General features: G+C 71.5%; 20 protein-coding genes, 2 pseudogenes and 2 CRISPR repeat arrays (1 of these 24 cut by a window edge). Of the genes and pseudogenes, 15 read left to right on the top strand and 7 right to left on the bottom strand.

The window, feature by feature from the left end; all coding sequences use genetic code 11:
• Window positions 1–1,936: glycoside hydrolase family 15 protein (locus AB0903_RS29540; protein ID WP_366707785.1), on the bottom strand; the 1,936-nt coding region annotated here is incomplete at its 3' end.
• 903 nt (window positions 1,937–2,839) lie between these two features.
• Here AB0903_RS29540 and AB0903_RS29535 point away from each other — a divergent pair.
• The gene (locus tag AB0903_RS29535) at window positions 2,840–3,703 is read left to right on the top strand and encodes a class I SAM-dependent methyltransferase (protein WP_366707784.1); all 864 of its coding nucleotides are present in this window, start codon (window positions 2,840–2,842) and stop codon (window positions 3,701–3,703) included.
• A gap of 81 nt (window positions 3,704–3,784) precedes the next feature.
• On the opposite strand, the gene AB0903_RS29530 is transcribed toward AB0903_RS29535, so the two are convergent.
• Window positions 3,785–4,258, bottom strand: coding sequence for an RICIN domain-containing protein (locus AB0903_RS29530; protein WP_366707783.1), 474 nt, complete (start codon window positions 4,256–4,258; stop codon window positions 3,785–3,787).
• A gap of 168 nt (window positions 4,259–4,426) precedes the next feature.
• Between AB0903_RS29530 and AB0903_RS29525 the strand changes: the two genes are divergently transcribed.
• Window positions 4,427–5,083, top strand: a complete 657-nt coding sequence (locus tag AB0903_RS29525; protein ID WP_366707782.1) for a maleylpyruvate isomerase family mycothiol-dependent enzyme — start codon at window positions 4,427–4,429, stop codon at window positions 5,081–5,083.
• A gap of 90 nt (window positions 5,084–5,173) precedes the next feature.
• Here AB0903_RS29525 and AB0903_RS29520 read toward each other — a convergent pair whose 3' ends face one another.
• From AB0903_RS29520 to AB0903_RS29510, 3 genes are all read right to left on the bottom strand, one after another.
• On the bottom strand, window positions 5,174–6,004 hold the full coding sequence (locus AB0903_RS29520; RefSeq protein WP_366707781.1) for an aldo/keto reductase: 831 nt from the start codon (window positions 6,002–6,004) through the stop codon (window positions 5,174–5,176).
• An 87-nt stretch (window positions 6,005–6,091) separates the two neighbouring features.
• Window positions 6,092–7,891: a long-chain fatty acid--CoA ligase gene (locus tag AB0903_RS29515; RefSeq protein WP_366707780.1), complete on the bottom strand. Its 1,800-nt coding sequence runs from the start codon at window positions 7,889–7,891 to the stop codon at window positions 6,092–6,094.
• A 313-nt stretch (window positions 7,892–8,204) separates the two neighbouring features.
• Entirely contained in the window at window positions 8,205–9,086 is an 882-nt protein-coding gene (locus tag AB0903_RS29510) for a LysR substrate-binding domain-containing protein (protein WP_366707787.1), read from the bottom strand.
• Window positions 9,087–9,202: 116 nt separating this feature from the next.
• Between AB0903_RS29510 and AB0903_RS29505 the strand changes: the two genes are divergently transcribed.
• Window positions 9,203–10,237 (top strand): bile acid:sodium symporter family protein, encoded by a 1,035-nt coding sequence (locus AB0903_RS29505; RefSeq protein WP_366707779.1) that lies wholly within the window; start codon window positions 9,203–9,205, stop codon window positions 10,235–10,237.
• 160 nt (window positions 10,238–10,397) lie between these two features.
• Window positions 10,398–10,805 carry a (2Fe-2S) ferredoxin domain-containing protein gene (locus AB0903_RS29500; RefSeq protein WP_366707778.1) on the top strand — a complete coding sequence of 136 codons (408 nt, stop codon included), beginning with the start codon at window positions 10,398–10,400 and terminating at the stop codon, window positions 10,803–10,805.
• Window positions 10,806–10,877: 72 nt separating this feature from the next.
• On the opposite strand, the gene fdhD is transcribed toward AB0903_RS29500, so the two are convergent.
• Both fdhD and AB0903_RS29490 read right to left on the bottom strand, forming a co-directional pair.
• Window positions 10,878–11,717, bottom strand: a complete 840-nt coding sequence (gene fdhD, locus AB0903_RS29495) for a formate dehydrogenase accessory sulfurtransferase FdhD (protein ID WP_366707786.1) — start codon at window positions 11,715–11,717, stop codon at window positions 10,878–10,880.
• Between the two features lie 42 nt (window positions 11,718–11,759).
• Window positions 11,760–11,960: pseudogene (locus AB0903_RS29490) on the bottom strand (hypothetical protein); the annotation flags it as partial.
• 335 nt (window positions 11,961–12,295) lie between these two features.
• On the opposite strand from AB0903_RS29490, the gene AB0903_RS29485 reads away from it, so the two are divergent.
• From AB0903_RS29485 to cas2e, 11 genes and pseudogenes are all read left to right on the top strand, one after another.
• Complete coding sequence (locus AB0903_RS29485) at window positions 12,296–13,243, top strand: beta-ketoacyl-ACP synthase III (RefSeq protein ID WP_366707777.1); 948 nt, start codon at window positions 12,296–12,298, stop codon at window positions 13,241–13,243.
• 22 nt (window positions 13,244–13,265) lie between these two features.
• Complete coding sequence (locus AB0903_RS29480; protein ID WP_366707776.1) at window positions 13,266–13,739, top strand: NUDIX domain-containing protein; 474 nt, start codon at window positions 13,266–13,268, stop codon at window positions 13,737–13,739.
• A gap of 161 nt (window positions 13,740–13,900) precedes the next feature.
• Window positions 13,901–14,307 (top strand): annotated as a pseudogene (locus AB0903_RS29475) (FCD domain-containing protein).
• A 120-nt stretch (window positions 14,308–14,427) separates the two neighbouring features.
• Window positions 14,428–16,103: direct repeats of the CRISPR family, unit length 29 nt; unit sequence GGGACCATCCCCGCGGGTGCGGGGAGCAG.
• Window positions 16,104–16,336: 233 nt separating this feature from the next.
• A complete protein-coding gene (cas3, locus tag AB0903_RS29470) occupies window positions 16,337–19,270 on the top strand; it encodes a CRISPR-associated helicase Cas3' (protein WP_366707775.1) in 2,934 nt (977 codons plus the stop codon).
• Window positions 19,263–20,951: a type I-E CRISPR-associated protein Cse1/CasA gene (casA, locus tag AB0903_RS29465; protein ID WP_366707774.1), complete on the top strand. Its 1,689-nt coding sequence runs from the start codon at window positions 19,263–19,265 to the stop codon at window positions 20,949–20,951. The genes cas3 and casA overlap by 8 nt, the downstream gene beginning before the upstream one ends.
• Complete coding sequence (gene casB / locus AB0903_RS29460) at window positions 20,948–21,649, top strand: type I-E CRISPR-associated protein Cse2/CasB (protein ID WP_366707773.1); 702 nt, start codon at window positions 20,948–20,950, stop codon at window positions 21,647–21,649. The genes casA and casB overlap by 4 nt, the downstream gene beginning before the upstream one ends.
• Complete coding sequence (gene cas7e, locus AB0903_RS29455) at window positions 21,646–22,839, top strand: type I-E CRISPR-associated protein Cas7/Cse4/CasC (protein WP_366707772.1); 1,194 nt, start codon at window positions 21,646–21,648, stop codon at window positions 22,837–22,839. Before casB ends, cas7e begins: the two co-directional genes overlap by 4 nt.
• Window positions 22,836–23,558 (top strand): type I-E CRISPR-associated protein Cas5/CasD, encoded by a 723-nt coding sequence (gene cas5e / locus AB0903_RS29450; RefSeq protein ID WP_366707771.1) that lies wholly within the window; start codon window positions 22,836–22,838, stop codon window positions 23,556–23,558. The genes cas7e and cas5e overlap by 4 nt, the downstream gene beginning before the upstream one ends.
• Window positions 23,558–24,340: a type I-E CRISPR-associated protein Cas6/Cse3/CasE gene (cas6e, locus tag AB0903_RS29445; RefSeq protein WP_366707770.1), complete on the top strand. Its 783-nt coding sequence runs from the start codon at window positions 23,558–23,560 to the stop codon at window positions 24,338–24,340. Before cas5e ends, cas6e begins: the two co-directional genes overlap by 1 nt.
• Window positions 24,341–24,344: 4 nt before the next feature.
• On the top strand, window positions 24,345–25,331 hold the full coding sequence (cas1e, locus tag AB0903_RS29440; RefSeq protein WP_366707769.1) for a type I-E CRISPR-associated endonuclease Cas1e: 987 nt from the start codon (window positions 24,345–24,347) through the stop codon (window positions 25,329–25,331).
• The gene (gene cas2e / locus AB0903_RS29435) at window positions 25,328–25,681 is read left to right on the top strand and encodes a type I-E CRISPR-associated endoribonuclease Cas2e (RefSeq protein WP_366707768.1); all 354 of its coding nucleotides are present in this window, start codon (window positions 25,328–25,330) and stop codon (window positions 25,679–25,681) included. Before cas1e ends, cas2e begins: the two co-directional genes overlap by 4 nt.
• A gap of 93 nt (window positions 25,682–25,774) precedes the next feature.
• Window positions 25,775–26,287: a CRISPR direct-repeat array (repeat unit 29 nt; unit sequence GTGCTCCCCGCACCCGCGGGGATGGTCCC) (it continues 187 nt past the right edge of the window).

The raw sequence follows: 26,287 nt of genomic DNA, 5'->3' as shown, positions 1-26,287 counted from the left end.
ACTCGTCCACGGAGCATGATTTCCATCCCCGTGTCCTATTGGCCACTTGGTGGCCATCGCTGATGGAAAGTGGCCACTGGATCTGGAAACCTACACCCTGTTCCCGGAGGCGGTTCAGGTTCGCGTCCAGAGTGATAGCCGCGTCGATGAGCGCCAGATGGGTGAACGCCTGCGGGAAGTTGCCCAGTTGGCGTCCCGTCAGGGCGATCTCCTCGGAGAACAGCCCCAGATGGTTGGCGTACGTCATCATCTTCTCCAGGACCAGCCTGGCCTGATCGGTCCGCCCGGCCCGCGCCAGCGCGTCGACGTACATGAAGGTGCACAGGGAGAAGGTCCCTTCGGAGCCGCGCAGCCCGTCGGGCGAATCCGCGGGGTCGTACCGGTAGACGAGACTGTCGGTGACCAGCTCCCGGTCCATCGCGTCCAGGGTGGACTGCCACATCGGGTCGTCGGGTGTGATGAAGCCGACCGTCGGCATGCGCAGCAGGGACGAGTCGAGGACATCGCTGCCGTAGTGCTGGACGAAGGCACTCCGGCCCTCGTCCCAGCCCTTGGCCAGGACCTGCCGGTAGATCCTGTCCCGTTCGCTGCTCCACCGCGCGGTGGCGGCGGGCCTGCCGCTGGCCCGCGCGAGCCGCAGCGCACGGTCGAAGGCGACCCAGGACATCACCCGCCCGTAGGTGAAGTCCTTGCGGCCGCCTCGGGTCTCCCAGAGGCCCTCCCCGGCTTGGTCCCAGTGGTCGACGAGCCAGTCGAGCAGCGTGTGCAGCGAGGCCCAGCCGTGGGTGTCCAGCTGGATCCCGCGCTGGTGAGCGAAGTAGATGCTGTCCATCGCCTCGCCGTAGATGTCCAGTTGCAGCTGGGTCGCGGCGCCGTTGCCGATGCGTACCGGGGAAGACCGTTGGTAGCCCTCCCAGTGGTCCAAAGTCTCCTCGACGAGATCGGAGGAGCCGTCGACCCGGTACATGATGTTCAGCGGACCCGTGTCCCTCTCACTGCCGGCCCGCTCCTTCACCCGGTCGCCCAGCCAGCCGATGAACGAGGTCGCCTCCTCCTTGAAGCCCAGGCCCAGCAGGGCGTACACGGAGAACGAGGCGTCGCGGATCCAGGTGAAGCGGTAGTCCCAGTTGCGCTCGCCGCCCAACTGCTCCGGCAGTCCCGCCGTCGGGGCCGCCACCATCGCGCCACTGGGGGCGTACGTCATGAGCTTCAGCGTCACCGCCGAGCGTTCGACGGCTTCGCGCCAGCGTCCCGTGTAGCGGGACTGGCCGAGCCACGACCGCCAGAAGCGGACGGTGTTGTCGAAGAGTTCCTCGAATTCGGGGAGCCGGATCTCGCGCGGAGGCCCGTCGGCCGACGACTCCAGCACCAGACCCCTCTGCTGACCGGCCCGCAGGGTCAGCGAGAAGCGCAGATCCCGGTCGCTCGTGAGCGAGTTGACGAGCCGCTCGTCCCCCGGTTCGCGGACCGGGTGCACGGTCAGCTCGACATCGTCCGACGCGAACACCAGCCCCTGTCCCGCGATGTGCAGCTGGTGCGGTTTGCGGCCGTAGTCGAACCGCGGGGCGATGTCGACCTCGAAGGTCATGCTGCCGCGTACGCAGCGGAGCATGCGGACCAGGCGGTGGCGCTCGGTGGCCGCACGCCCGGTGACCGGCATGAAGTCGACCACTTCCCCGGCACCGGCCTCGGTCATGAAGCGGGTCACCAAAATCGCGGTGTCGGGGAGGTACAACTGCTTGGTCGCGTACGTCTTGTGCGAGGGCCGGACCGTGCAGTGACCGCCCTTCTGCGCATCCAGCAACGCGCCGAACACGCTGGGCGAGTCGAAGCGCGGACAGCAGAACCAGTCGATGGTTCCGTCCGTCGTCACCAGCGCCGCGGTCTGCAGGTCACCGATCAGCCCGTGGTTCTCGATCAGGGCGTAATCGTTCATGGCGAGCCCCTTTCGGTGCTGCCCGATCAGCATAGGCACGCCGGCTCCGACGGGGCCTCTCGAGCCGCCTCGCCCGTGCGCCCGCCTGCGGCGCTGCCTCTGCGCGTCCGTGCGCCGGTTCTATCCCGGGCGCCGGGAACCGGGGAGACGAAGGACGGACTCCACGGCCGAGATCCGGAGGGCGCCCGTCGTGTCGAGCCCTGCACCGGTGCCTGCAAGGGGTGCGTCGCACGAGTGTGCGCCATGATTCTCTGGGCTGTCCGCGCCCTTCTGGTGCCCTCCCGTGTGTGGGGGGACTACCTCCGACTCGGTGTCACCGGGATCCGTGAGTACGGGGCGACATCTCTGCAGGGTCTGCAGACGGCTCCGCGCGCTGCTGAAGGGGCTGCGCGGTACCCTGCCCGCCGAGCACCCGGCCGCGGTCGACGAGGAGATCGAACTCCTCGACGACGCGGTCGAGCGGGTGTTCACCGACCCCCGCCGCCGTGCCACGGCACGGACGGCCGACCCGCAGGGCATCGGCGGGCGGCACCGGCAGGCGCCCGCACCCCCGGATGACTCCGCCGGGGACCGGCGGTGGTCCGGCCGCGCGGCCCCCGGGAGGGTCCGCCGGTGGCCAGAGCCTGCGGGTTCCGCCGGGGCTCCGATCCGCCGGCACAGGGCAGGGACGCCAGGGCAGACGGGACACCGGGAGGCCCCGGCGGCGGGCCACGGCCGGGCGCTGCGCCTCGGCAGGAGGGGCCCGCCCGTGGGCCGTCGCATCACCCGAGGCGGGCCGTCGCCCCGAGCGCCGGGTTCACACAGGTCCGGGGCACCGGTCCGCAGAAGCACCGAACGGGTGGTGGTTTGCCGGAACGGCAAGAGAATTCGCCATGACGGGAGCGCTCGCGCGACCCTGACGTCATGAGCCATCACCACGACTCCACCCGTATCGACTGGAACGAGCAGGCACAGCTGCTGGAGCACGGCGCGGAGGTGCAGAGCCCTCTGCACCGGCAGGTGACCGACTGGCTGCGCGAGCTGGTCCCCGCCGGCGGCGTCCGCCGCGTCCTCGACGTCGGCAGCGGCCCCGGCGTCATCAGCGGGCTCCTCGCGGAGGCGTTCCCGTACGCCGAGGTCGTCGCCGTCGACGCCACCGCGCCGCTGCTGGAGCGGGCCCTTTCCCGCGCCGCGCGCAACGGCCAGGCCGACCGGATCAGCATCCGCCACGCCGAACTGCCCGACGGCATCGAGGACCTGGGCGAGGCGGACCTCGTCTGGGCGTCCGGGGCCGTGCACCACCTCGGTGACCAGCGCGCCGCGACCGGAGCGCTCGCCCGGCTGCTGCGGCCCGGCGGGTTGCTCGCCCTCGTCGAGGGCGGGCTGCCCGCCCGGCATCTGCCGCGCGACATCGGCATCGGCAGGCCGGGCCTGGAGAGCAGGATCGGCGCGGCCGTCGACGACTGGTTCACCCGGATGCGGGCAGAGCTGCCCGGTGTGAAGGACGAGGTCGAGGACTGGCGCGCGCTGCTGGCCGCCTCGGGGCTCACTCCGAGTGGCACGCGCTCCTTCCTCCTGGACATCCCGGCGCCCGCGCCGACGGCGGTGCGCGAGCAGCTGGTGTCCGGCTTCGCGTGGCAGCGGCGCATGGTGGAGGACGTGCTGTCGGACGACGATCTCGCGGTCATCGACCGGCTGCTGGACCCGGAGGACCCGGAGGGGCTGCTGCGGCGCCCCGACGCGTACCTCCTGACGGCGCGCACGGTGTTCACGGCACGCAAAGGCTGAGCGGGCGCGGGCGGTCGCCGGGCCGCCACCCGGCGCGCACCGTGGCGGCCGCCCCTCTCCCGCAGCCGGCCGCCCGGACCGTCAGCCGCCCTCCGGGCCCGCGGGCACCGGCTCCAGCCGCCACCACTGGCCGGGGGAGTCGGTGTCCTCCCACTGCTGCACATTCGCCCCGTCGTCCGTGGAGGAACCGGCCACCTCGAGCAGCAGGCCGCTGATGAAGCTGACGACCGTGACCGTGCCCGGCGAGTCGAGATGACGCTCGACGATCCACTCCTGGGCGCCGAAGTTGTTCGGCTTCCACTGCTGGACGTTGGCGCCGTTGTCCGTCGCCGCGTTCGCCACGTCCAGACGTTTGCCGCTCGCCGCGTTGACGAAGTGGTACAGCCCGTTGCCGTTCGGCACCGGGGCGATGTGCCACTGCTGGGCCGGTGCACCCGTCTCCCTGCCCTGCTGGACGTTGGTCCCGCTGCCTCTGCCCCCGCCGTACACCTCGAGCAGCAGTCCGCTGCCGACGTTCCGCACCAGGTAGAGCCCTGGCTCGATTGGCCCGTTCACTGTCCCCGCCTTGTCCCCGCGTCCCGCCCGGCCCCTCCGGGCGACCGACGCGATCATCGTCGCATCCGCCACTGACAACGACGCCCGTCGCTCGACGTGTCCGGTGTGCGTGGAGACCGAGGGGCGGGATTCTGGGGCAGTGCACCCGACGAGGACGGCGGAGGCCCCATGGATCGGGAACAGGTGTGGCAGGCCATCGACGGCCGGCGGCTGGACGTGGCCGAACTGCTCGAGCAGTTGTCCGACGACGAACGGCGCCGTGACTCGCTCTGCCGGGGCTGGACCGTCCGTGACGTCGCCGCGCATCTGACGCTGCAACAGCTGAGCGTCGGCTCGGCGGCCGCCGCGATGATCCGGGCCCGTGGCGACGTCGACCGGCTCATCCACGACATGGCCTGCCGGCGGGCGGCGCTCCCCACGCAGCGGCTGATCGCCGAGATCCGCGGCACGGTGGGCTCCCGCCGTCACAATCCGGGAGTCACCCACCTGGAGACGCTCATCGACATCCTGGTGCACGGACAGGACATCGCCGTCCCCCTCGGCCGCCGGCTCGAGACGCCCGTGGACGCGGCCGCGACGGCCGCCACCCGGGCGTGGGAGCTGGGCAGGCCCTTCCACGCGAAGAAGAAGGCGGCCGGGTTCGCGCTCACGGCGACCGACACGTCGTGGTCGGCCGGCGAGGGCTTGGCGGTCCGGGCGCCGATCGGCGACCTACTGCTGCTGCTCACCGGCCGCCTCGTCGTCCTTCCGCGGCTGGAGGGTGAAGGAGCGGACGGCCTCTCGGCACGGCTGCTGGACGCGGCGGACGGCGGGGCCGCCGGCTGACACGGTACGGCGCAGCCGCGTGGCCGCTGCCGCGCCGTACCGGGCGTCGGTACGCCCGGGTGCGCCACCTGGTCCGCACCGGGACTCCGCTCAGGAGTTGACGTCCGCCGGTTTTGGGCCGAGGCGCTTGCCCTCGTCCAGGGCCGCGAAGGCGGCCATGTCGTCGGCGTCCAGCTCGAAGCCGAACACGTCGATGTTCTCCCGGATCCGCGACGGCGTCGAGGACTTGGGAATCACCACGTTGCCCACCTGGAGGTGCCAGCGCAACACCACCTGGGCGGGGGTGCGGTCGTGCTTGCGGGCCACCGCGACGACCGCGGGCGCCCGCAGCAGGTCCTTGCCCTGGCCGAGCGGGGACCATGCCTCCGTGGCGATGCCGTGCCGCGCGTGGAAGTCCCGGAGTTCGGACTGCTGGAGCTGCGGGTGCAGTTCGATCTGGTTGACCGCCGGGACGACCGACGTCTCGCCGATGAGGCGTTCGAGGTCCTCGGGCCGGAAGTTGGACACGCCGATCGCCTTCGCGCGGCCCTCGGCGTGGATCTTCTCCAGGGCGCGGTACGTGTCCACGTAGGTGTCCCTGGCCGGCATCGGCCAGTGGATCAGGTACAGGTCGACGTGGTCGAGGCCCAGCTTCCCGAGCGAGGCGTCGAAGGCGCGCAGCGTCGCGTCGTACCCCTGGTCGGAGTTCCACACCTTGGTGGTGACGAACAGTTCCTCGCGGGGGATCCCGGAGCCGGTGACGGCCTTTCCGGTGCCCGTCTCGTTCCCGTAGGCGGCCGCGGTGTCGATGCTGCGGTAGCCGGACTCCAGGGCCGTGGTGACCGTCTGCTCCGCCTCGTCGTCGGGCACCTGCCAGACACCGAAGCCGAGCTGCGGCATCGCGACGCCGTTGTGGAGGGTGGTGAAGGGGACCTTGCTCACGAGCGGTCGATCCTTACGTCGTCGGTTGAGGTACTCCCAGGATCAACGATCACCGCCCCCGGCGCATTCCCCGCGCGGGCGCGCCGCTCATCGGTACAGGGCTTCCACCTCGGCCGCGTAGGCGCTCTCGATCGCCTTCCGTTTGAGCTTCAGGGACGGCGTGAGCAGCCCGTGCTCCTCGCTGAAGGGATGCGCCAGTATCCGGAACGTACGGATGGACTCCGACTTGGAGACCAGGGTGTTGGCGGTGACCACGGCGCGGCGGATCTCCACCTCCAGGTCCCGGTCGCGGACCATCTCCGCGGGCGGCAGCGGCGGTCTGCCCTGGATGGCCAGCCAGTGCTCCACCGCCTCCGGGTCGAGCGTGACGAGCGCCGCGATGTACGGGCGGTCGTTGCCGACGACGATGCACTGCGCCACCAGCGGATGCGCCCGTACCCGTTCCTCGAGGCCCGCGGGGGAGACGCTCTTGCCGCCCGAGGTCACCAGGATCTCCTTCTTGCGCCCGGTGATCGTCAGATAGCCGTCCTCGTCGAGGGCCCCCAGGTCGCCGGTGGCCAGCCAGCCGTCGCGCAGCACGGCGTCGGTGGCCTTGGCATCGCCCAGGTATCCCTGGAAGACGTTCGCCCCGTGCAGCCAGACCTCGCCGTCCTCCGCGATGTGCACGGTGGTGCCGGGGATCGGCAGCCCGACGGTGCCGTAGCGGGTGCGTTCCGGCGGGTTCGCGGTGGCCGCGGCCGTCGACTCGGTCAGGCCGTAGCCTTCGTAGACGGTGACGCCGGCGCCCTCGAAGAACAGTCCGAGCCGCCGGTCCATGCCGGAGCCCCCGGACATCGCGTGCCGCACCCGGCCACCCATCGCGTCGCGGACCTTGGCGTACACCAGCTTCTCGAACAGCTGGTGCTGCACGCGCAGTCCGGCGGAGGGCCCCGGGCCGAGCCCGAAGGCCCGGTGCTCCAGGGCCTCCGCGTACTTCACGGCGACTTCGGCGGCCTTGTCGAAGGCGCTCAGTCTGCCGGCGATCTCGGCCTTGCGGCGGGCGGTGTGGAAGACCTTCTCGAAGATGTACGGCACGGCCAGGATGAACGTCGGCCGGAACGTGGCCAGATCGGGCAGCAGGGCACTCGCCTGAAGGACCGGCTGATGGCCGATCTTGACGCGGCCGCGGATTCCCGCGACCTCGACCATCCGTCCGAAGACGTGCGACAGCGGAAGGAACAGCAGGGTGGACGGCTCGTCCCCCGGCTTGGAGCGGAAGACCGGTTCCCAGCGGCCGACCATGGTGTCCGTCTCGAACATGAAGTTCGCATGGGTGATGACGCAGCCCTTGGGACGGCCCGTGGTGCCGGACGTGTAGATGATCGTGGCCACCGAGTCGGGGGTGACCGCCCGCCGGTGCCGGTGCACCACCTCTTCGTCGATGTGCGCGCCCGCCTCCACGAGTTGGTCCACGGCGCCGGCGTCGAGCTGCCACAGCCGCTTCAACAGCGGCAGCCGGTCGATCACGGAGCCGATCGTCATGGCGTGGTCCTCGTGTTCCACCATGCACGCGGAGACCTCTGAGTCGTGCAGTATCCAGAAGACCTGCTCGACGGAGGAGGTCGGATACAGCGGCACGGGCTGGGCGCCGACGGTCCACAGCGCGAAGTCGAACAGCGTCCACTCGTAGCGCGTACGGCACATCAGGGCGACCCGGTCGCCGAACCGCACCCCGTGCGCCAGCAACCCCTTCGCCAGTGCCAGGACCTCGTCGCGGAACTGCCCGGACGTCACGTCCTGCCACTGGCCCGCGCTGTCCTTGCGGCCGAGCGCGACGCGGTCGGGGTCGTCGAGGGCATGGTCGAAGACCGCGTCCGCAAGTCCGCCGACCTGAGGCGCCGCGGCCATGGGTGGGACAGTGAACTCGCGCAATGGCTGCTCCTTGTGGCGCTCTGCACAGCGCCGCGACCGTACCCCACGATCTCGCCGGGCGGGAGGGTCCTCGTCAACCGTGGACCGATGGCGTAGACACAGGTCAGTGGTGGTGAGCGGGGTGTGGACCGGGCCTCGGGGCCCGATACCTGACCGGCGAGTAAGCAGCCCGGTGCGCAATCTCCACCGAATCTGTACGGACCGATCACCACCCGTTCTGCCCGGAACGGCCCCGTGGCCGGCCGGTGCCGGCCGTGCGGAGGCCGCGGTCCGGCCGCGTCTGCCGAAATCAACCCGGTACCGGAGCGTGCAGCCGGTCACCCGCCGCCAGCAGGGCGCCCGCCAGTGCCCGGGCCGCCTCCTGCGCCGCGTCTCTGCGGCGGCCGTGCAGAAGGACGAAGTCGACCGTGCCCAGCTCGGGCAGGCCCGCCCGCTCCGGCACCGCGACCAACCCCGGGGGGATCAGCCCGCGGGTGTGCGCCATCACGCCCAGACCGGCGCGGGCCGCGGCCACCAGGCCGCTGAGACTGCCGCTGGTGCAGGCGACCCGCCAGGACCGCCCCGTCTGCTCCAGCACCTCCAGCGCGCGGGCCCGGGTCACGGCCGGCGGCGGGAACAGGATCAGGGGCAGCGGGCGGTCCGGATCCACCCGCAGGCCCTCCGCCGCGATCCACACCATCCGGTCCCGCCACACCAGCTCGCCGAGCGTCGCCCCCGGCCCCCGCTTCGCGAGAACCAGGTCCAGCCGGCCCGCCTCCAGCCGCTTGTGCAAGGTGCCCGACAGCTCCACGGTGAGCTCCAGGTCCACTTCGGGGTGCTCGCGGCGGAACGCCTCCAGGATCTCCGGGAGCCGCGTCAGCACGAAGTCCTCCGACGCGCCGAACCGCAGCCGCCCGCGCAGCCGCGTGCCCGTGAAATAGGCCGAGGCGCGCTCGTGGGCCTGCAGGATGGTGCGGGCGAAGCCGAGCATCGCCTCGCCGTCCTCCGTCAGCTCCACGCTGTGGGTGTCGCGGCTGAACAGCGGCCGGCCGGCGGCGTCCTCGAGCCGGCGCACATGCTGGCTGACCGTCGACTGCCCCAGCCCGAGACGGCGCGCGGCCTGCGTGAAGTTCAGCGTCTGCGCCACGGCGACGAACGTACGCAGTTGGGTGGGGTCGTACACGACGCCGATCCTACGCCGTCATCACGAAATGTGATGGCAGTCAGTGCGGCGTACGGGATTCCCGATCAATGTGCTCGGGAGGAACATGGGGAGGGCACGACCCCGGCCGAGATCAAGTGGAGCACATGAGCCGCCCCCGCACCCCGCGTCTGCCGTCCTGGCTGCCGATCGACCCGTACATCCTGGCGCTGCTCGGGACGGTGGCCCTCGCGGCATCCCTGCCCGCGTCGGGAGCGGCGGCCGACGTCGCGGGCGGCGCGTCGACCGGCGCGGTGGCGCTGCTGTTCTTTCTCTACGGCGCCCGGCTCTCGACGCGCGAGACGCTCGACGGACTGCGGCACTGGCGGCTCCACGTCACCGTCCTCGCCGCGACGTTCGTCGTCTTCCCGTTGCTGGGGCTGGCGGCCCGCGGGCTCGAGCCGGCGGTGCTGACCCCCGAGCTCTACGGCGGACTGCTCTTCCTGTGCCTGGTGCCGTCGACCATCCAGTCCTCCATCGCCTTCACCTCGATGGCCCGCGGCAACGTGCCCGCCGCGATCTGCGCCGGCTCCTTCTCCAGCCTCGCCGGCATCGTGCTCACCCCGCTCCTCGCGGCCCTGCTGCTCGGCGGCGCCGCGGGCGGCTTCTCGGCCGAATCACTGCTGCGGATCGTGTTCCGACTGCTCGTACCGTTCCTTGCGGGCCAGTTGCTGCGCCGCTGGGTCGCGGGCTTCCTGGCCCGCCGCAAGAAGGTGCTCGGGTACGTCGACCGGGGCTCGATCCTGCTCGTCGTCTACACGGCCTTCAGCGAGGGCATGGTCGCCGGCGTCTGGCACCAGGTCACCCCGGTGCGGCTCGGGGCGCTGCTCGCCGTCGAGGCGGTGCTGCTGGCGGCGATGCTGACGCTCACCTGGTTCGGCGCCAAGCGCCTCGGCTTCGGGTGGGCGGACCGGGTCGCGATCCAGTTCGCCGGCTCGAAGAAGAGTCTGGCGGCCGGACTGCCCATGGCGACGGTGCTGTTCGGCGTGCAGGCGAGCCTGGCGGTGCTGCCGCTGATGCTGTTCCACCAGATGCAGCTGATGGTCTGCGCGGTGATCGCGAAGCGCCGCGCCCGCGACACGCCGCACCCCGCCGAGTCCGTGGGGCGAACGACGCCGCCTACGGCCCTGCGAACCCGGTGAACGCGGCCGGGCCCGTCGACGGGCCGCGGTCTCGGCGTCTGCCTCCGGAGTGCCTCCCCTGAGAAAACAGGCCACCTCGCCCAGGCCGGTGGGTTCCGGCAACGTGCTGGAAGCGGGACTCCCTCACGTCGGCAGAGGCACCGGATGGGATGATCGCCGGGTGACGACGTACTCGATACGCGCCTTCGGCGCCCGGCCCTGCACGCTGGTCGTCTGCCGTGGCTGCTGCTGCGGCGACGCGCGCAAGAACCCCGGTACCGACCATGCCGGGCAGCTCGCCAGGCTGCGTGACGCGGCGGCTGCGTCGGGTGGGCGGCTGGCGGTGCGGACCAGTGACTGTCTCGGGCCCTGCGGGCAGGCCAATGTGATCGTCGTGCAGCCGTCCACCGAGGGGCGCAGCCGTGGAGCGCGGGCCGCGTGGATCGGGTGGGCGCTCGACGACGACGCGACGGACGACGTGCTGGCATGGGCGGCGGCCGGCGGGCCGGGGGTCGCCCAGGCCCCCGCGACGCTCACGCTCCAGATGATTCCACCGCCGTCCGATGCCAGGCGCCGCGCCGGGCGCTGAGCAGCGGGCGGACGGAAGGACACGGCCGCGCCGGGGGCGCTCCCCGCCGGCCGGGCCCGTATCGGGGTGGCCTCACACCCCAGTGGTGAGCGCGATGCGCTCGTCGCCCGCGTACACGTTCATGTTGGCGCCGCGCAGGAAGCCGACCAGCGTGAGACCCGTCTCCGCGGCCAGGTCCACCGCGAGTGAGGACGGGGCGGAGACGGCCGCCAGGACCGGGATACCCGCCATCACCGCCTTCTGCGCCAGCTCGAACGACGCCCGCCCCGACACCAGGAGAATCGACCGGGACAGCGGCAGCCGGTCGTCCGTCAGTGCCCGGCCGACGAGCTTGTCGACCGCGTTGTGCCGGCCGACGTCCTCACGGACGTCGAGCAGTTCGCCCTCCGGCGAGAACAGCGCCGCCGCGTGCAGGCCCCCGGTCCGGTCGAAGACCCGCTGTGCCGCGCGCAGCCGGTCGGGGAGGCCGGCGAGCAGAGCGGGTTCGACCCGGACCGGGGGAGTGTCGGCGATCGGGAAGTGCGCGGTGGTGCGTACGGCGTCCAGGCTGGCCTTGCCGCACAGTCCGCACGAGGACGTCGTGTAGACGTTGCGTTCCAGGGTGATGTCCGGCACCTTCACACCGGGCGCCAGCGCCACGTCCACCACGTTGTAGGTGTTGCTGCCGTCTTCCCGGGCGCCCGCGCAGTACACGATCGACCGCACCTGCGCCCCGGAGTGGATCACACCCTCGCTGACCAGGAATCCCGCGGCCAGGGCGAAGTCGTCGCCCGGGGTCCGCATGGTGATGGCGAGGGGCTTGCCGTTCAGCCTGATCTCCAGCGGCTCCTCGGCCACCAGGGTGTCGGGACGGGTCGACACCACCCCGTCCCGGATGCGGATGGTGCGGCGGCGCTCGGTGACCCGTCCCATGAGATCAAACCCGATTCTGTACGTGTTGGTAGCCGAAGCGGCCCTTGATGCGAGGCTGCCGTGGGTCACCGGGTTGTCGTGCGGCGAGGTGACCTTGACGGTCTCATTCTCCTGTACGTGCAGCGTGAGGTCGCAGCCGACGCCGCGGTACGCGCAGCCCGTCGTGGTCCGCCCCTGCGCCGGCTCGGCCTCGTACTCCTTGATCCACTCGGCCGCCGCGGCGTTGTGGACAGGTCGGTCCACGAGGCGTCCGAGTCGGGTACGAGGGTACGAGGCGGGTGCGAAGGTCCGGGGCGCGTGCGAAGACCGAAGGGCGAGGTCCGAGGGTCGCAGGCGGGTCCGAGGCGGGTCCGAGGCGGGTCCGAGGCGGGTCCGAGGCGGGTCCGAGGCGGGTCCGAGGCGGGTCCGAGGCGGGTCCGAGGCGGGTCCGAGGCGTGTCCGATCGGTCGCCCGCCGTGGGGACCCGACGGGATGCTCCAAAGTCCGGGCCCGGAAGCTGTGGGATCACCTGCCGTCGTACCGGTCGGTAGCGGCCGAGACTGTGTGGTTCCTGACTTCTGATCGAGGAGAAGCCATCCATGACCGGCACACGTGTCGTCGCGCTCGGGCACTACCAGCCCACCAAAGTGCTCACCAACGACGACCTGGCGGCCATGGTCGACACCACTGACGAATGGATCCGCAGCCGTGTCGGGATCAGGACCCGCCACGTCGCGGGCCCCGACGAGCCGGTCGACGAGCTCGCCGCACACGCCGCTGCCAAGGCGCTGGCCTCGGCCGGGCTGGCGCCCGCCGACATCGACCTGGTCCTCGTCGCGACGTCCACCGCCGTCGACCGGTCACCCAACACCGCCGCGCGGGTCGCCGCGCGCCTCGGCATGGGCTCACCCGCGGTGATGGACCTCAATGTGGTCTGCGCCGGCTTCACCCACGCGCTCGCCACCGCCGACCACACCCTGCGGGCCGGGGCCGCCACCCGGGCCCTGGTCGTCGGGGCGGACAAGATGGCCGACATCGTCGACTGGACCGACCGCTCCATCTGTGTCCTCGTCGGCGACGGCGCCGGCGCGGCCGTGGTGGAGACCGTCCCGGAGGGGCAGGAACCGGGCATCGGCCCGGTGCTGTGGGGATCGGTGCCCGAGATGGGGCACGCCGTACGGATCGAGGGCACCCCGCCGCGCTTCGCGCAGGAGGGCCAGACCGTCTACCGGTGGGCCACCACCCAGCTGCCGCCGATCGCCCGGAAGGTGTGCGAGCGTGCGGGCGTCACCCCCGAGGAGCTGGCGGCGGTGGTCCTGCACCAGGCCAATCTGCGGATCATCGAGCCGCTCGCCCAGAAGATCGGCGCCGTCAACGCCGTCGTCGCCCGCGATGTCGTCGAGTCCGGCAACACCTCGGCCGGATCGATCCCGATGGCCCTGTCCAAGCTGGTCGAGCGCGGTGAGATCCGGTCGGGCGACCCGGTGCTGCTCTTCGGCTTCGGTGGAAATCTTTCGTACGCGGGCCAGGTGATCCGCTGCCCCTGAGATTCATGGGCAGACTGGCGAGATGGTGACGAAGCGAAGCGCCGGGCTGCTGCTGTGGCGGCGGCGCCCGACCGGTGTCGAGGTGCTCATCGGGCACATGGGCGGCCCGTTCTGGCAGTCGCGCGACGAGGCGGCCTGGTCGATCCCGAAGGGCGAGTACGAACCGGACGAGGAGCCGATGGCCGCCGCGCGGCGGGAGTTCGAGGAGGAGCTCGGCCTCCAGGCCCCGGACGGCGAGTGGCAGCCGCTCGGCGAGGCGCGCCAGTCGAACGGCAAGGTGGTGACGGCCTGGGCGATCGAGGGCGATCTGGACACGTCCCTGGTCGTGCCGGGGACCTTCACCATGGAGTGGCCGAGGGGCTCGGGAGAGGTCAGGGAGTTCCCGGAGGTCGACCGTGCGGAGTGGTGCGGGCTGGAAGAGGCGCGGTCGAGGCTGGTCAACGGTCAGCGGGTCTTCCTGGAGCGGCTGCTTCCGCTCGTCGAACGGGACGGTTGAGATGGCCGGTTCGGCTGCTTGCGGCATGACCGGTTCGGCCGCGGGGCGTGACGGCAGCGGACGCCTGCCGGGTGACCGGTTCGTGTACTTGTGGCATGACCGGCATCTTGCTGTCGGTGACGATTGCGCTCGGTGGACGATAGTCATTTCCGCGATCACTGATGCCGTCCGTTGCTCGTCCGCTCCATCGCCCGGAAGGGGGCCCGCCGACGCTGTCCGCAGGACTGCAGCAGGGAACCGCGCCCAGGCTGCAACGGCCGGGCCCACTGCGCGAACGTGTGTTGGGGCGCTGCTGGAACTGACCACCACCCGCGCGTCGCGGCCAGGCCGGCATCCGGTCGAGAGCGAACCCGCCGGCAACGTCGCCCTGGCGGAGTTGGCGGGGCAGGTCGAGCGCCGTCTCCGCTGGTCTGCACCCCGGTCGCCCGGCAGCGTGGGCACCAGTCGTGGATCGAGCACCGCGAGCTGATCGCGGCGATCTCCGCCCGCGACGAGAAGCGCTCGGCAGAGGTCATGCGCGCACACGGAGCACACCCGTACGACTTACCGTCAGCGCCAACAGTCCTGACCGGGCATCAGCCGTTCGGGGGCGCGAGTCCCGGGTGGCTGGGGTGCGAAGGTCCGGGCGTCGGGGGTGTCGGAGCCAGGGGTTCACGGCCGGGGCTTCGACTGCTGGACGATGGTGCGGGGGACCATCCCCGCGGGTGCGGGGAGCAGAACCACAACATGGCTGCCGGGGCGCGGCAGGCGGGACCATCCCCGCGGGTGCGGGGAGCAGGACATGGCGTCCAGCGCGGCGGCCTGCAAGGTGGGACCATCCCCGCGGGTGCGGGGAGCAGGGCGGCGTCCATGGCCGTGGCGAGGTCGAGGTGGGACCATCCCCGCGGGTGCGGGGAGCAGTCCGGGTCGACCTGACAGAGCACGATGGACTGGGGACCATCCCCGCGGGTGCGGGGAGCAGCGCGCGGACCACCGGGGTGTGTCGACTTATTGGGGACCATCCCCGCGGGTGCGGGGAGCAGATCCCCGGCGGCGCCGCGCTCGTCCTGGCCGCGGGACCATCCCCGCGGGTGCGGGGAGCAGCTGACCGGCGGCGGGCAGACGAACAGCATCGAGGGACCATCCCCGCGGGTGCGGGGAGCAGTGGACCGGTGCGCTGAGTTCCCCGACGCTGTCGGGACCATCCCCGCGGGTGCGGGGAGCAGATGTAGAGGCCGTTTCCAGCGTTGAGGAAAGCGGGACCATCCCCGCGGGTGCGGGGAGCAGACCCCCCACCCTGGGCCGCCACCTGCGCTGGCAGGACCATCCCCGCGGGTGCGGGGAGCAGGTATGCCGCCGTCTCGCGCCTGATCGGCGGTAGGGACCATCCCCGCGGGTGCGGGGAGCAGAGGTGAACGGCCTGGCGATCGCCGACCGGGCGGGGACCATCCCCGCGGGTGCGGGGAGCAGTCCTCCGGGCTCACCCAGCCCACGACCGCACAGGGACCATCCCCGCGGGTGCGGGGAGCAGCCGGACGAGATGTCCTTCAGCGCTTGCACCGGGGGACCATCCCCGCGGGTGCGGGGAGCAGCGCCATGGTCAACCCCTTTCCGTGAGTGTGGTGGGACCATCCCCGCGGGTGCGGGGAGCAGGGGACCGACCCGGGCCCGAGGGTCACCCGGCCGGGACCATCCCCGCGGGTGCGGGGAGCAGGAGAGCGTCGCCGAACTCGCAACCACGGCCGAGGGACCATCCCCGCGGGTGCGGGGAGCAGTCGATAAGGCCGCTGATCAGCCGGTAGCCCGCGGGACCATCCCCGCGGGTGCGGGGAGCAGTTTTCGAGGCTCTGGCCCCGGTGATCAAGACGGGGACCATCCCCGCGGGTGCGGGGAGCAGCGAGGCTGGCGTCATGCGGGGTTCGTAGGCCGGGGACCATCCCCGCGGGTGCGGGGAGCAGTGCCCGTACGGGATGATCAGTGCGGGGGTCTGGGGACCATCCCCGCGGGTGCGGGGAGCAGACGACGAAGCTGTAGCCGATGTCGGACCAGCCGGGACCATCCCCGCGGGTGCGGGGAGCAGACCCGGACACGGACGAGGCGAGGCAGCGTGTCAGGACCATCCCCGCGGGTGCGGGGAGCAGCTGAAAGCGGCCGCCGCGGCCGAAGGGCTGCCGGGACCATCCCCGCGGGTGCGGGGAGCAGCGCCGCATCCGGTTCGATGTGACCACGTTCCCGGGACCATCCCCGCGGGTGCGGGGAGCAGTGCAGTCCAGTGCCTCCGCCTCGGTGGGAACGGGGACCATCCCCGCGGGTGCGGGGAGCAGGCGGATGTTCCAGAGGTCAGAAGGTGTCTGACGGGACCATCCCCGCGGGTGCGGGGAGCAGACTGTGCGACCTGCGGGTTTATGCCGCAGGGGCTGTGGTTTTCATGAGTTTCACCGAGTCCGGCAAAAGCCGCATAGCGCTCCCCTTGGTTCCCGCTGTCGCGGCTGGTCAAAGGTCCAACCCTAGGTTCTTCCGTCTGCGGCTGTCAGCTGGATGATCTGAAATACCACCAGGAAGTCCCTGTTTTCTTCATATGGGCTTCACGGTGTGTGCCCAGCCTGTATTCATCTGGCATGACAGGTGAGGGGGCCGCCCGTACCGGGCTTCGTGCCCGGTTGGACGGGCCGGCGTCGAGTGTGTGGGCCAAGCACGATCGTGACGGGGGCGGCTGGCTGCCGTTGTGGCGGCACATGGACGACAGCGCCGCCGTGGCCGGGCGGTTGTGGGACGAATGGCTGCCGGTGGCCGTCCGGACGCTGATCGCTGACGCGCTCCCCGGTGGTGAAGCCGATGGCCGCCGGCTGGCGGTGTGGCTGGCAGGTGTGCACGACATCGGGAAAGCGACGCCCGCGTTCGCTTGCCAGGTCGAGCAGTTGGCGCAAGTCATGCGCGCCCGCGGGCTGGAGATGCGCTCGCGGCAAGCGATGGGAGCGGACCGGCGGCTCGCGCCGCACGGGCTGGCCGGGCAGGTGCTGTTGGGGGAGTGGCTGGAGGCGCGACACGGCTGGACGGTCAAGCAGACCGGGCAGTTCACGGTCGCGGTGGGTGGCCATCACGGGGTGCCGCCCGAGCACGGTCAGATCCAGGCACTCGACAGTCACCCCGACTTGCTGCGGACGCGCGGTCCGAGCCGGGCGTCGTGGCAGCGGGTGCAGGAGGAGTTGCTCGATGCCTGTGCGGACGAGTTCGGCGTACGGGAGCGCCTGACGGCGTGGCGGACGGTGAGACTGCCGCAGCCGGTGCAGGTGCTGCTTTCCGCACTGGTCATCGTCTCCGACTGGATCGCCAGCAATCCCGACCTCTTTCCCTACTTTCCCGAGGACGTGCCCCGAACCGGTCCTGAGCGCGTCACCGCCGCGTGGCGTGGCCTGGACCTGCCGGGACCGTGGCGTGCCGAGGAGCCGGCCGGGGACGCGCAGGAGCTGTTCTCGGCCCGGTTCGATCTCCCGCCGGGGGCGAAGGTCCGGCCGGTGCAGGAGGCCGCCGTCGAGGTGGCCCGGTCGATGGACGAGCCGGGTCTGATGGTGATCGAGGCGCCGATGGGGGAGGGGAAGACGGAGGCAGCGCTTGCAGCCGTCGAGATTCTTGCCGCTCGGTCCGGGGCGGGTGGTGTGTTCTTCGCGCTGCCGACGATGGCCACCGGCAACGCGATGTTTCCCCGTCTGCTGGATTGGCTGGAGCGCCTGCCGGCAACGGAAGCCATCCGCCGTTCGGTGCTTCTCGCCCATTCCAAGGCCGCCCTCAATGACGACTTCGCCGGTCTGATGGGCAAGGGAAGCCGGCGGATCGCCGCGGTCGACGTGGACGGGCCCGAAGAGCGGGAGTGGCGGCCGTCGAGCCGTGTCCGTTCCGCTGCGGCCGAACTCGTCGCGCACGCGTGGCTGCGGGGGCGGAAGAAGGCCATGCTGTCGTCGTTCGTCGTCGGCACGGTCGATCAGTTGCTGTTCGCCGGGCTCAAGAGCAGACACCTGGCGCTGCGTCACCTGGCGGTCGCGGGGAAGATCGTTGTGATCGACGAGGCGCACGCCTACGACACCTACATGAGCGTCTACCTCGACCGGGTGCTGTCCTGGCTGGGCGCGTACCGGGTGCCGGTGGTGGTACTTTCCGCGACGCTGCCCGCCGGTCGACGGCGGGAGCTGGTCGAGGCGTACGCGGGACGTGCCACCAGCGGGGACGTAACCGGCTTCGACGCTGTTGCCCGGGCAGGTGACTATCCGCTTCTGACGGCGGTCACGCCCGGCGGGGTACCCGTGATGCGGCGCCCGGCGGCCTCGGCCCGGGGTACCGACGTCGAGCTGGAGCGGCTCGATGACGATGTGGACGTCCTCGCCGACCGGCTGGAGACGGAACTCGCCGGAGGCGGCTGCGTTCTCGTCGTACGCAACACCGTTCGCCGCGTTCTTGAAGCGGCGGCCGTGCTGCGGCAGAGGTTCGGGGACGCGAACGTCACTGTGGCGCACTCCTGCTTCCTGGATGTCGACCGTGCCGCCAAGGACGCCGACCTCCTCAAGCGCTTCGGGCCGCCGGGCAAGGCCGACGAGCGGCCGGAGGGCGCGCACATCGTCGTCGCCAGCCAGGTCGCGGAGCAGTCCCTCGACGTCGACTTCGACCTGCTGGTCACCGACCTCGCCCCGGTCGACCTTCTGCTGCAGCGCATGGGACGCCTGCACAGGCACCTGCGCGGCGGCGCAGAGCAGAGTGAGCGGCCCGAGCGGCTGCGCCGGGCACGCTGCCTGATCACCGGCGTCGAGTGGGAGGCGCCCGTGCCTGCGCCGGTGAAAGGCTCGGTCGCCGTGTACGGGGCGTACGCGCTGCTGCGTTCCGCAGCCGCCTTGCTGCCGCACCTCGACGGCAAACTGCAGCGCCCCGTGAGGCTGCCTGCGGACATCAGTCTCTTGGTGCAGCGCGCCTACGCCGACGGGCCCGACGGCCCGGACCACTGGGCGCAGGCGCTCGACACCGCCCGCGCGCGTCACGAGAACCACCGCGCGGACCAGGCGGAACGGGCCGCGACGTTCCGGCTCGACGCCGCCGCTCGGCCTGGCCGTCCGCTGTTCGGCTGGATCGCGGCGGGGGTCGGCGACGCGGACGACACTCGCGAAGGGCGTGCCCAGGTACGCGACAGCCGAGAGAGCCTGGAGGTCGTGGTCGTGCAGCGGCGCGCGGACGGCACGCTGGCCACGGTGCCGTGGCTGGCACCGGACCGCAACGGCCGCCCGCGCGCAGGGCTGGCGCTGCCCACGGACCAGGTGCCGACCGCCCTCGCGGCACGCACGGCGGCAAGCTGCGGACTGCGGCTACCGATCCAGTTCAGCTACGCCGACGTCATGGACGAAGTGATCGCCGAACTGGAGGAGCTTCACGTTCCAGCCTGGCAGGTCAAGGACAGTCACTGGCTTGCCGGCCAGCTGATTCTGCCGCTCGACGAGGACTGTCGGACCCACCTGGCAGGCTTCCGTCTCCGATACAGCAAGAGCGACGGCCTTGAGGTGACCCGTGCCTGAAACAGATCAGTGCAGCGGCGACGGCGTGCCGTCGTTCGACCTCACCACTCGCCCGTGGATCCCGGTGCTCAGGCGGGACGGCAGCCAGGACGAGCTGTCGCTGCGCGAGGTGTTCGAGCAGGCGCACGACCTGCGGCGGGTGGTCGGCGACCTGCCCACCCAGGAGTTCGCCCTGGTGCGTCTGCTGCTGGCGGTCGTGCACGACGCCCTCCAGGGACCCGGGGACACCGACGCGTGGTCGCAACTGTGGGCGGACGAGAGCTGCTTCGCGCCGGTCGAGGCGTATCTCGAGGCCCATCGTGGGCGGTTCGACCTGCTGGACGCCGACGCGCCGTTCTTCCAGACCGCATGCCTGCGGACGGCCAAGGACGAGGTGTTCTCCCTCAACCGGATCGTGGCCGACGTCCCCAACGGGGAGCCGTTCTTCACCGCCCGGATGCCCACCGTCGAACGGCTCACGTTCGCCGAGGCGGCCCGCTGGGTCGTCCACGCGCATGCCTACGACACCTCCGGCATCAAGACCGGCGTGGAGGGTGACAAGCGCGCCAAGGGCGGCAAGGTCTTTCCGCTCGGCGTCGGCTGGGCCGGGAACCTCGGCGGCGTGTTCGTCGAAGGGCGAACCCTGCGCGAGACGCTACTGCTGAACCTGGTGGCCGCCGACACCTCCAATCTGGAGGTCGACGACCAGGACGCCCCGGCGTGGCGCAGGGAGCCGTGCGGCCCGGGCGGCGCCGAGCGCGCCCCGACCGGTGTACGCGACCTGTACACCTGGCAGACACGGCGCCTGCGCCTCCACTTCGACGGGAACGGCGTCCACGGCGTCGTGCTCGGTTACGGCGACCCGCTTACCGCGCGCGACCGTCAGCACCGAGAGCCGATGACCGCCTGGCGGCGCAGCAGACCTCAGGAGAAGAAGCTCCGGAAGACCCCGGTCTATCTGCCGCGCGAGCACGATCCCGAGCGCTCCGCGTGGCGCGGGATCGGCGCCCTGGTCGCCAACGCTGCCGGGAAGGCCCAAGGACCTGAGCCGGCCGACCACCTGCGGCCGGGGATCCTGGAGTGGGTGGCCCGCCTGGTGACGGAGGGAGAGCTGGAAAGCGGCTTCCTCGTCCGAGCCCGGATCGTCGGCGCGCGCTACGGCACGCAGCAGTCCGTGATCGACGAGATCGTCGACGACCACGTCTCCATGGCCGTCGTCCTGCTCCACCAGCAGGACCGGCGCTACGCGGAGCAGGCTGTCGCAGCCGTCGGCGACGCCGACCTCGCGGTCCGTGCGCTCGGTGACCTCGCCACCGACCTTGCCCGCGCGGCCGGTACCGAGAGCGACGGGCCCCGCTCCACCGCACGCGACCTTGCCTATGGCCTCCTGGAGGCCCCCTACCGCACGTGGCTCGCCCGCCTGGCCGACACCGAGGACCCGTACGAGCAGCGCGGCGCATGGCAGCAGCAGGTGTACGGGATCGTCAGCCGGCTCGGCGACCGGCTGATGACCGCGGCCGGGGACGCGGCCTGGCAGGGCCGGACCGTCCAGCTCAAGCACGGCACCGAGTGGCTCAACTCCGCGCTGGCCGACAAGTGGTTCCGCGCCGCTCTGTACAAGGGTCTGGGGCGCCCCGACTCCTCCGACACGCCGCCGGACACGGCCCCGGCGACCGACACCACCGTGAAGGCACCCGCATGACCACCGTCACCGCACCCGCCACCCCACGCGACCGGGTCGCCCGGCTCGCAGCCGACCACATCGGCGTCCTGCAACGGGGCTGTCTCGCCGACCGGCCCCAGGCGGTCGCGGCCCTCGCCAGACTCCGTCGCGGCGCCGGCAGGGAGGCCGGGCAACTGCCCGACCTGTGGGCCCTGATCGACACCGGCCCCCTGCACGACACCCCGGACGGCGCCCGGCCGATGAGTGAGAGGGAACTGGTCCGGGCCGAGGACGCCCTGCATGTCGCGCTCACCCTCTATGCGCTGCACCAGCAGTCCCGTTCAGCGGGCATGCACCAGGCCGACCAGCCGGATCGTCGCCGGGGTCTGGGAGCCGCAGTACGCCGGATGATGAAGCCCGGCGAGATCGACGAACCCGTGCACAAGCGCCTCGTTCGCGCCGGCACCGCGCCCGATCTGGCCACCCTGGCCCAGCGCTTGCGCGACATCGTCGTCCTACTGCGCCGCGAGGGCTTCGAGCTCGACTACGGGCTTCTCGCCGGACAGCTCTACACCTGGCAGTGGCCCGGCGGCGCGGACACCGTCCGCAGGGAGTGGGGCCGTTCCTTCCACGCCTGGCAGGACAAGCCCAAGCACGCCGGCCGGCCCTCAGTCGACGGCCTGGCCGGCACCCCCGACCCCACCAGCACCACGGACACCGACAAGGACGCCTCGTGAACCGCATCTTCCTCGACGTGCACGCCCTGCAGACCATCCCACCGAGCAACATCAACCGCGACGACACCGGGGCGCCGAAGACCGCAGTGTACGGGGGAGTGCCGCGCGCCCGTGTCTCCAGCCAGGCATGGAAGCGCGCCACCCGCACGTACTTCGGCCACGAGCACCTGCTGGACGCGAGTGAACTCGGGGTGCGGACCAAGAAGATCGTGGAGGCGGTCGCCGACCGGATCACCGCCCTCGACCCCTCGCTCGCCGGGGAGAGGGCCCTGCGGATCGCGGACGAGACGGTGAGGGCCACCGGGCTGAAGACCGAGGTCCCCAAGCGCAGGGCCGGCAACGCCAAGGACGGTGAGCCCGACCCGGCGCCGGAAGCGAAGTACCTGGTGTTCCTCAGTACCCGTCAGCTCGACGGCCTGGCCCGACTCGCGGTCGACGGCGCCGCCGACATCACCGCCTTCCTGAAGGAGAAGGAGAACAAGGGCCGGGCCAAGGAACTCGCCGACACCCGCCACTCCGTCGACATCGCCCTCTTCGGCCGTATGGTTGCCGACGCCCCGGACATCAACGTCGACGCCGCCGTCCAGGTCGCCCACGCCATCAGCGTCCACCGCGTGGAGAACGAGTCCGACTACTACACCGCCGTCGACGACGAGAACAGCGACGCCGAGACGGGCGCCGGCATGATCGGCACCGTCGACTTCAACTCCGCCACCCTCTACCGCTACGCCGCTCTCGGCGTTCACCAGCTCGCAGCCAACCTCGGCCAGGGTCTGCGCGAGGACGAGCCGCGTACCGACCCGGTCCGCCGGGCCGTCGAGGCGTTCGTCCACGGCTTCGTCGCCTCGCTGCCCACCGGCAAGATCAACACCTTCGGGCACCACACGCTGCCCGACGCCGTGATCGTCAAGCTTCGCACCACCCGGCCCGTCAGCTTCGTCGCCGCCTTCGAGGAGCCGGTCCGCGCCGAGACGAGCGGCCACGTCCGCGAGGCGTCCGACCGCCTGGCCCAGTACATCCCCGACATCGAGCGGGCGTACGGCGACGACGACTCCACCCTCACCTGGGTGCTGCGCGTCGGCCCGAACACCCAGAAGCTCGCCGGGATCGGTACCGAGTCGCAGAACATCGCCGAACTCGTCGCCGCCGTCGGCCAGGCCGTCGCCGAGCGCCTGGAGAAGCCCGTATGAGCGTGCTCACCCTCCGGCTCGCGGGCCCCCTGCAGTCCTGGGGGGCCTCCGCCCGCTTCACCCGCCGTACCACCGAGTCCGCGCCCACCAAGAGCGGCGTCATCGGCATGCTCGCCGCCGCAGCAGGCGTCGAACGCGGCGACGACCACCGACTCGCGTCCCTGGCCGCCCTCAGATTCGGCGTGCGCATCGACCAACCCGGCACCCGCGTAAGGGACTTCCACACCGCCCACCACGCCGTCACCGGCAAGTCCATGCCCCTCTCCGAACGCTTCTACCTCGCCGACGCCGTCTTCGTCGCCGCCCTGGAAGGCGACCGTCTGCTGCTCGACGAGCTGCACGCCGCGCTGCGGGCCCCGGTGTACGCACCGTTCCTCGGTCGCCGTTCCTGCCCGCCGTCCCTCCCCGTCGAGCTCGGCCTGCACGACCAGGGTGGTCTGGAGGATGCCTTGCGCGAGGAGCCGTGGCAGGCATCTGCCTGGTACCGCAGGCACCATCGTGGCCGGCACGAGGTGGAACTGACCGTGCTGCGTGAGGCGGACGAGCACGAGCAGGAGGCCGCGGACACCCTGAGGGACCAGCCACTCAGCTTCGCCTCCGAACACCGGCGCCACACGCTGCGCACCCGGGTCACCAGCAGTGTGCGCATCCCCAACCCGTTTGTCCGGCAACTGCCCCGGCACGACCCGTTCGACGCCCTGGCCGAAGAGAGCGCCTGATGTTCCTCACCCGATTCCGCGTGAACACTGCACGCCCCGGCGCCCGGCGCATCCTCTCCTCCCCGCAGGCCATGCACGCGGCCGTCATGTCGTCCTTCCCGGCGCTGCTGCCCACCGACGCACCCCCGGCGGACGGCCCCCGTGTGCTGTGGCGCCTCGACCACACCGCCCGGGCCGAGGTCATGCTGTACGTCGTGAGCCCCGACCGGCCCGATCTGACCCATCTCGTCGAGCAGGCCGGCTGGCCCGCGGCGGCCGCCGCCGACCCGGCAGAACCCGGCTGGCAGAGCCGCCCCTACGGCCCGTTCCTCGACCGGCTGGCGGCCGGTGACCGGTGGGCGTTCCGGCTCACCGCCAACCCCGTCCACCACGCCCGCCGCAAGGACGACGAGCCGACCAAGCGCACCGCGCACCTCACTCCGGTGTACCAGATGGGCTGGCTCCTCAAGCGCCAGGAAACGTGCGGCTTCCGCGTCCTGGAGAAGCCGGACGACAAGCGCGTCCTGCCCAGTGGCACCACCCACACCGGGCAGCCGCACCACGGCGACCGGTACGAACTGACCGTCCGCGACAAACGCGCCCTCGCCTTCGACAAGTCCCGCAGCACCGGCGCCCGGAGCAGCCGCAGGGCACCCGTCAGCCTGGTCACCGTGACCTTCGACGGTCGCCTCGAGGTCACCGACCCGCAGCTGCTGCGTCGCAGCCTCACCCAAGGGATCGGCAAGGCCAAGGCCTACGGCTGCGGTCTGATCACCCTGGCGCCGCTCGGCAAGGAAACGTGAGACGGTGACCACGGTCTCGAAGCGCGCCGCGCTCACGCCGCGTCAGCTCACCCGCACCGGCGAACGGCTCTCGTTCATCTATCTCGAACGTTGCACGGTGCACCGGGACGCCAACGCCATCACCGCCGACGACGCCGACGGCACCACCCACATCCCGTCGGCGACCATCGGCACCCTGCTTCTCGGGCCGGGCACGCGCATCACCCACCAAGCCATGAGCGTCCTCGGCGAGACGGGCGCCGCCGTCTGCTGGGTGGGGGAACAAGGCGTCCGCTACTACGCCGGCGGTCGCGCCCTCACGCGCTCCTCCGCCCTCGCCGAGGCCCAGGCCGTGCAGTGGGCGAACACGCGCAGCCGACTCGCCGTCGCCCGCGCCATGTACCGCCTGCGCTTCCCCGACGAAGACCCCGCCGGCCTCACCCGCCAGGAACTCCTCGGCCGTGAAGGCAGCCGCGTCAAGAACTGCTACCGCGCCCAGTCCGCCCGTACCGGTATCCCCTGGCGCGGCCGTCGCTACACCCCCGGCGACTTCTCCAGCGGCGACCCGGTCAACCAGGCCGTCACCGCCGCCGCCCAGTGCATGTACGGAATCGCCCATGCGGTCGTCGCCTCGCTCGGCTGCAGCCCCGCCCTCGGCTTCGTCCACTCCGGCCACGAACTCTCCTTCGTCCTGGACATCGCTGACCTGTACAAGACGGAGATCGGCATCCCGCTCGCCTTCGACGTCGCTGCCGAGGACGAGGAGGACGTCGGCCCACGCACCCGTCGGGCGCTGCGGGACCGCATCAACGACATGTCCCTGCTGGACCGTTGCGTCAACGACATCAAACGCCTCCTGCTGCCGGAGACTCCCGCGGCCGGAGCGGCGAACGACGATCTCGACGTCGTCGCACTCCAGAGCGACGGCGGCCACACCGTCACGGCCGGCCGCAATTACGGCAGCGGAACCGACGGCCATGATGACCACGACGACCCGGAGCTCACCTGGTGACCGTCATCGTCCTCACCAACTGCCCACCCGGCCTGCGAGGCTTCCTCACCCGCTGGCTGCTGGAGATCTCCGCCGGCGTCTTCATCGGCAACCCGTCCGCACGGATCCGCGACCTGCTCTGGGACGAGGTCCAGCAGTACGCCGACCGGGGCCGAGCCCTCCTCGCCCACACCACGAACAACGAACAGGGCTTCACCTTCCGCACCCACGACCACGCCTGGCACCCGGTCGACCACGAGGGCCTCACTCTGATCCGCCGCCCCAGCGCCCAGAGCGCCTCGGACGCCGCGAACACCCAGCGCAAGGGCTGGAGCAACGCGGCGAAACGGCGGCGGTACGGCAGGGGCTGACGAGGAATCGTGGCCATTGTTGCTGTTTCGTCTGAATCGGTGAAACTGAGGCAGAACAGCCTGCCGCCGCGATTAAGCCGCAGGTCACGCAGTGTGCTCCCCGCACCCGCGGGGATGGTCCCGGTCGGCGGTAGCGGGACGCACGTCCTGACGAGTGCTCCCCGCACCCGCGGGGATGGTCCCGAGACGCCCGCCGACTCCAACGACTTCGTCTTGTGCTCCCCGCACCCGCGGGGATGGTCCCGCTCAGTGGACGCAGTACGCCACGAACCAGCTGTGCTCCCCGCACCCGCGGGGATGGTCCCCGGTTGGCGGCTTTGGACCCAGCGTGGAGGGCGTGCTCCCCGCACCCGCGGGGATGGTCCCGCCTCCGGATCGTCCATCGCCGCCCACTCCTGGTGCTCCCCGCACCCGCGGGGATGGTCCCGGTAAGGGCACATTGCGCGACGCGATCGCGGCGTGCTCCCCGCACCCGCGGGGATGGTCCTGACCCGGAGGCGGACGACGCGCGTCATGAGGTGTGCTCCCCGCACCCGCGGGGATGGTCCCCATCGGGTGATGGTCGGCAGTGTCTTGACGACGTGCTCCCCGCACCCGCGGGGATGG

The organism is Streptomyces sp. NPDC048389 (assembly GCF_040706335.1).
Classification (GTDB): domain Bacteria; phylum Actinomycetota; class Actinomycetes; order Streptomycetales; family Streptomycetaceae; genus Streptomyces.
This window is presented reverse-complemented; position numbering and strand designations above follow the sequence as displayed.

Coding starts and splice junctions, on each gene's coding strand:
- fdhD (WP_366707786.1), bottom strand. CDS start 11,717: ATGGGACGGGTCACCGAGCGCCGCCGCACCATCCGCATCCGGGACGGG.
- cas3 (WP_366707775.1), top strand. CDS start 16,337: ATGACAGGTGAGGGGGCCGCCCGTACCGGGCTTCGTGCCCGGTTGGAC.
- AB0903_RS29480 (WP_366707776.1), top strand. CDS start 13,266: ATGGTGACGAAGCGAAGCGCCGGGCTGCTGCTGTGGCGGCGGCGCCCG.
- AB0903_RS29505 (WP_366707779.1), top strand. CDS start 9,203: ATGAGCCGCCCCCGCACCCCGCGTCTGCCGTCCTGGCTGCCGATCGAC.
- AB0903_RS29515 (WP_366707780.1), bottom strand. CDS start 7,891: ATGGCCGCGGCGCCTCAGGTCGGCGGACTTGCGGACGCGGTCTTCGAC.
- AB0903_RS29525 (WP_366707782.1), top strand. CDS start 4,427: ATGGATCGGGAACAGGTGTGGCAGGCCATCGACGGCCGGCGGCTGGAC.
- AB0903_RS29485 (WP_366707777.1), top strand. CDS start 12,296: ATGACCGGCACACGTGTCGTCGCGCTCGGGCACTACCAGCCCACCAAA.
- cas6e (WP_366707770.1), top strand. CDS start 23,558: ATGTTCCTCACCCGATTCCGCGTGAACACTGCACGCCCCGGCGCCCGG.
- AB0903_RS29535 (WP_366707784.1), top strand. CDS start 2,840: ATGAGCCATCACCACGACTCCACCCGTATCGACTGGAACGAGCAGGCA.
- casB (WP_366707773.1), top strand. CDS start 20,948: ATGACCACCGTCACCGCACCCGCCACCCCACGCGACCGGGTCGCCCGG.
- cas5e (WP_366707771.1), top strand. CDS start 22,836: ATGAGCGTGCTCACCCTCCGGCTCGCGGGCCCCCTGCAGTCCTGGGGG.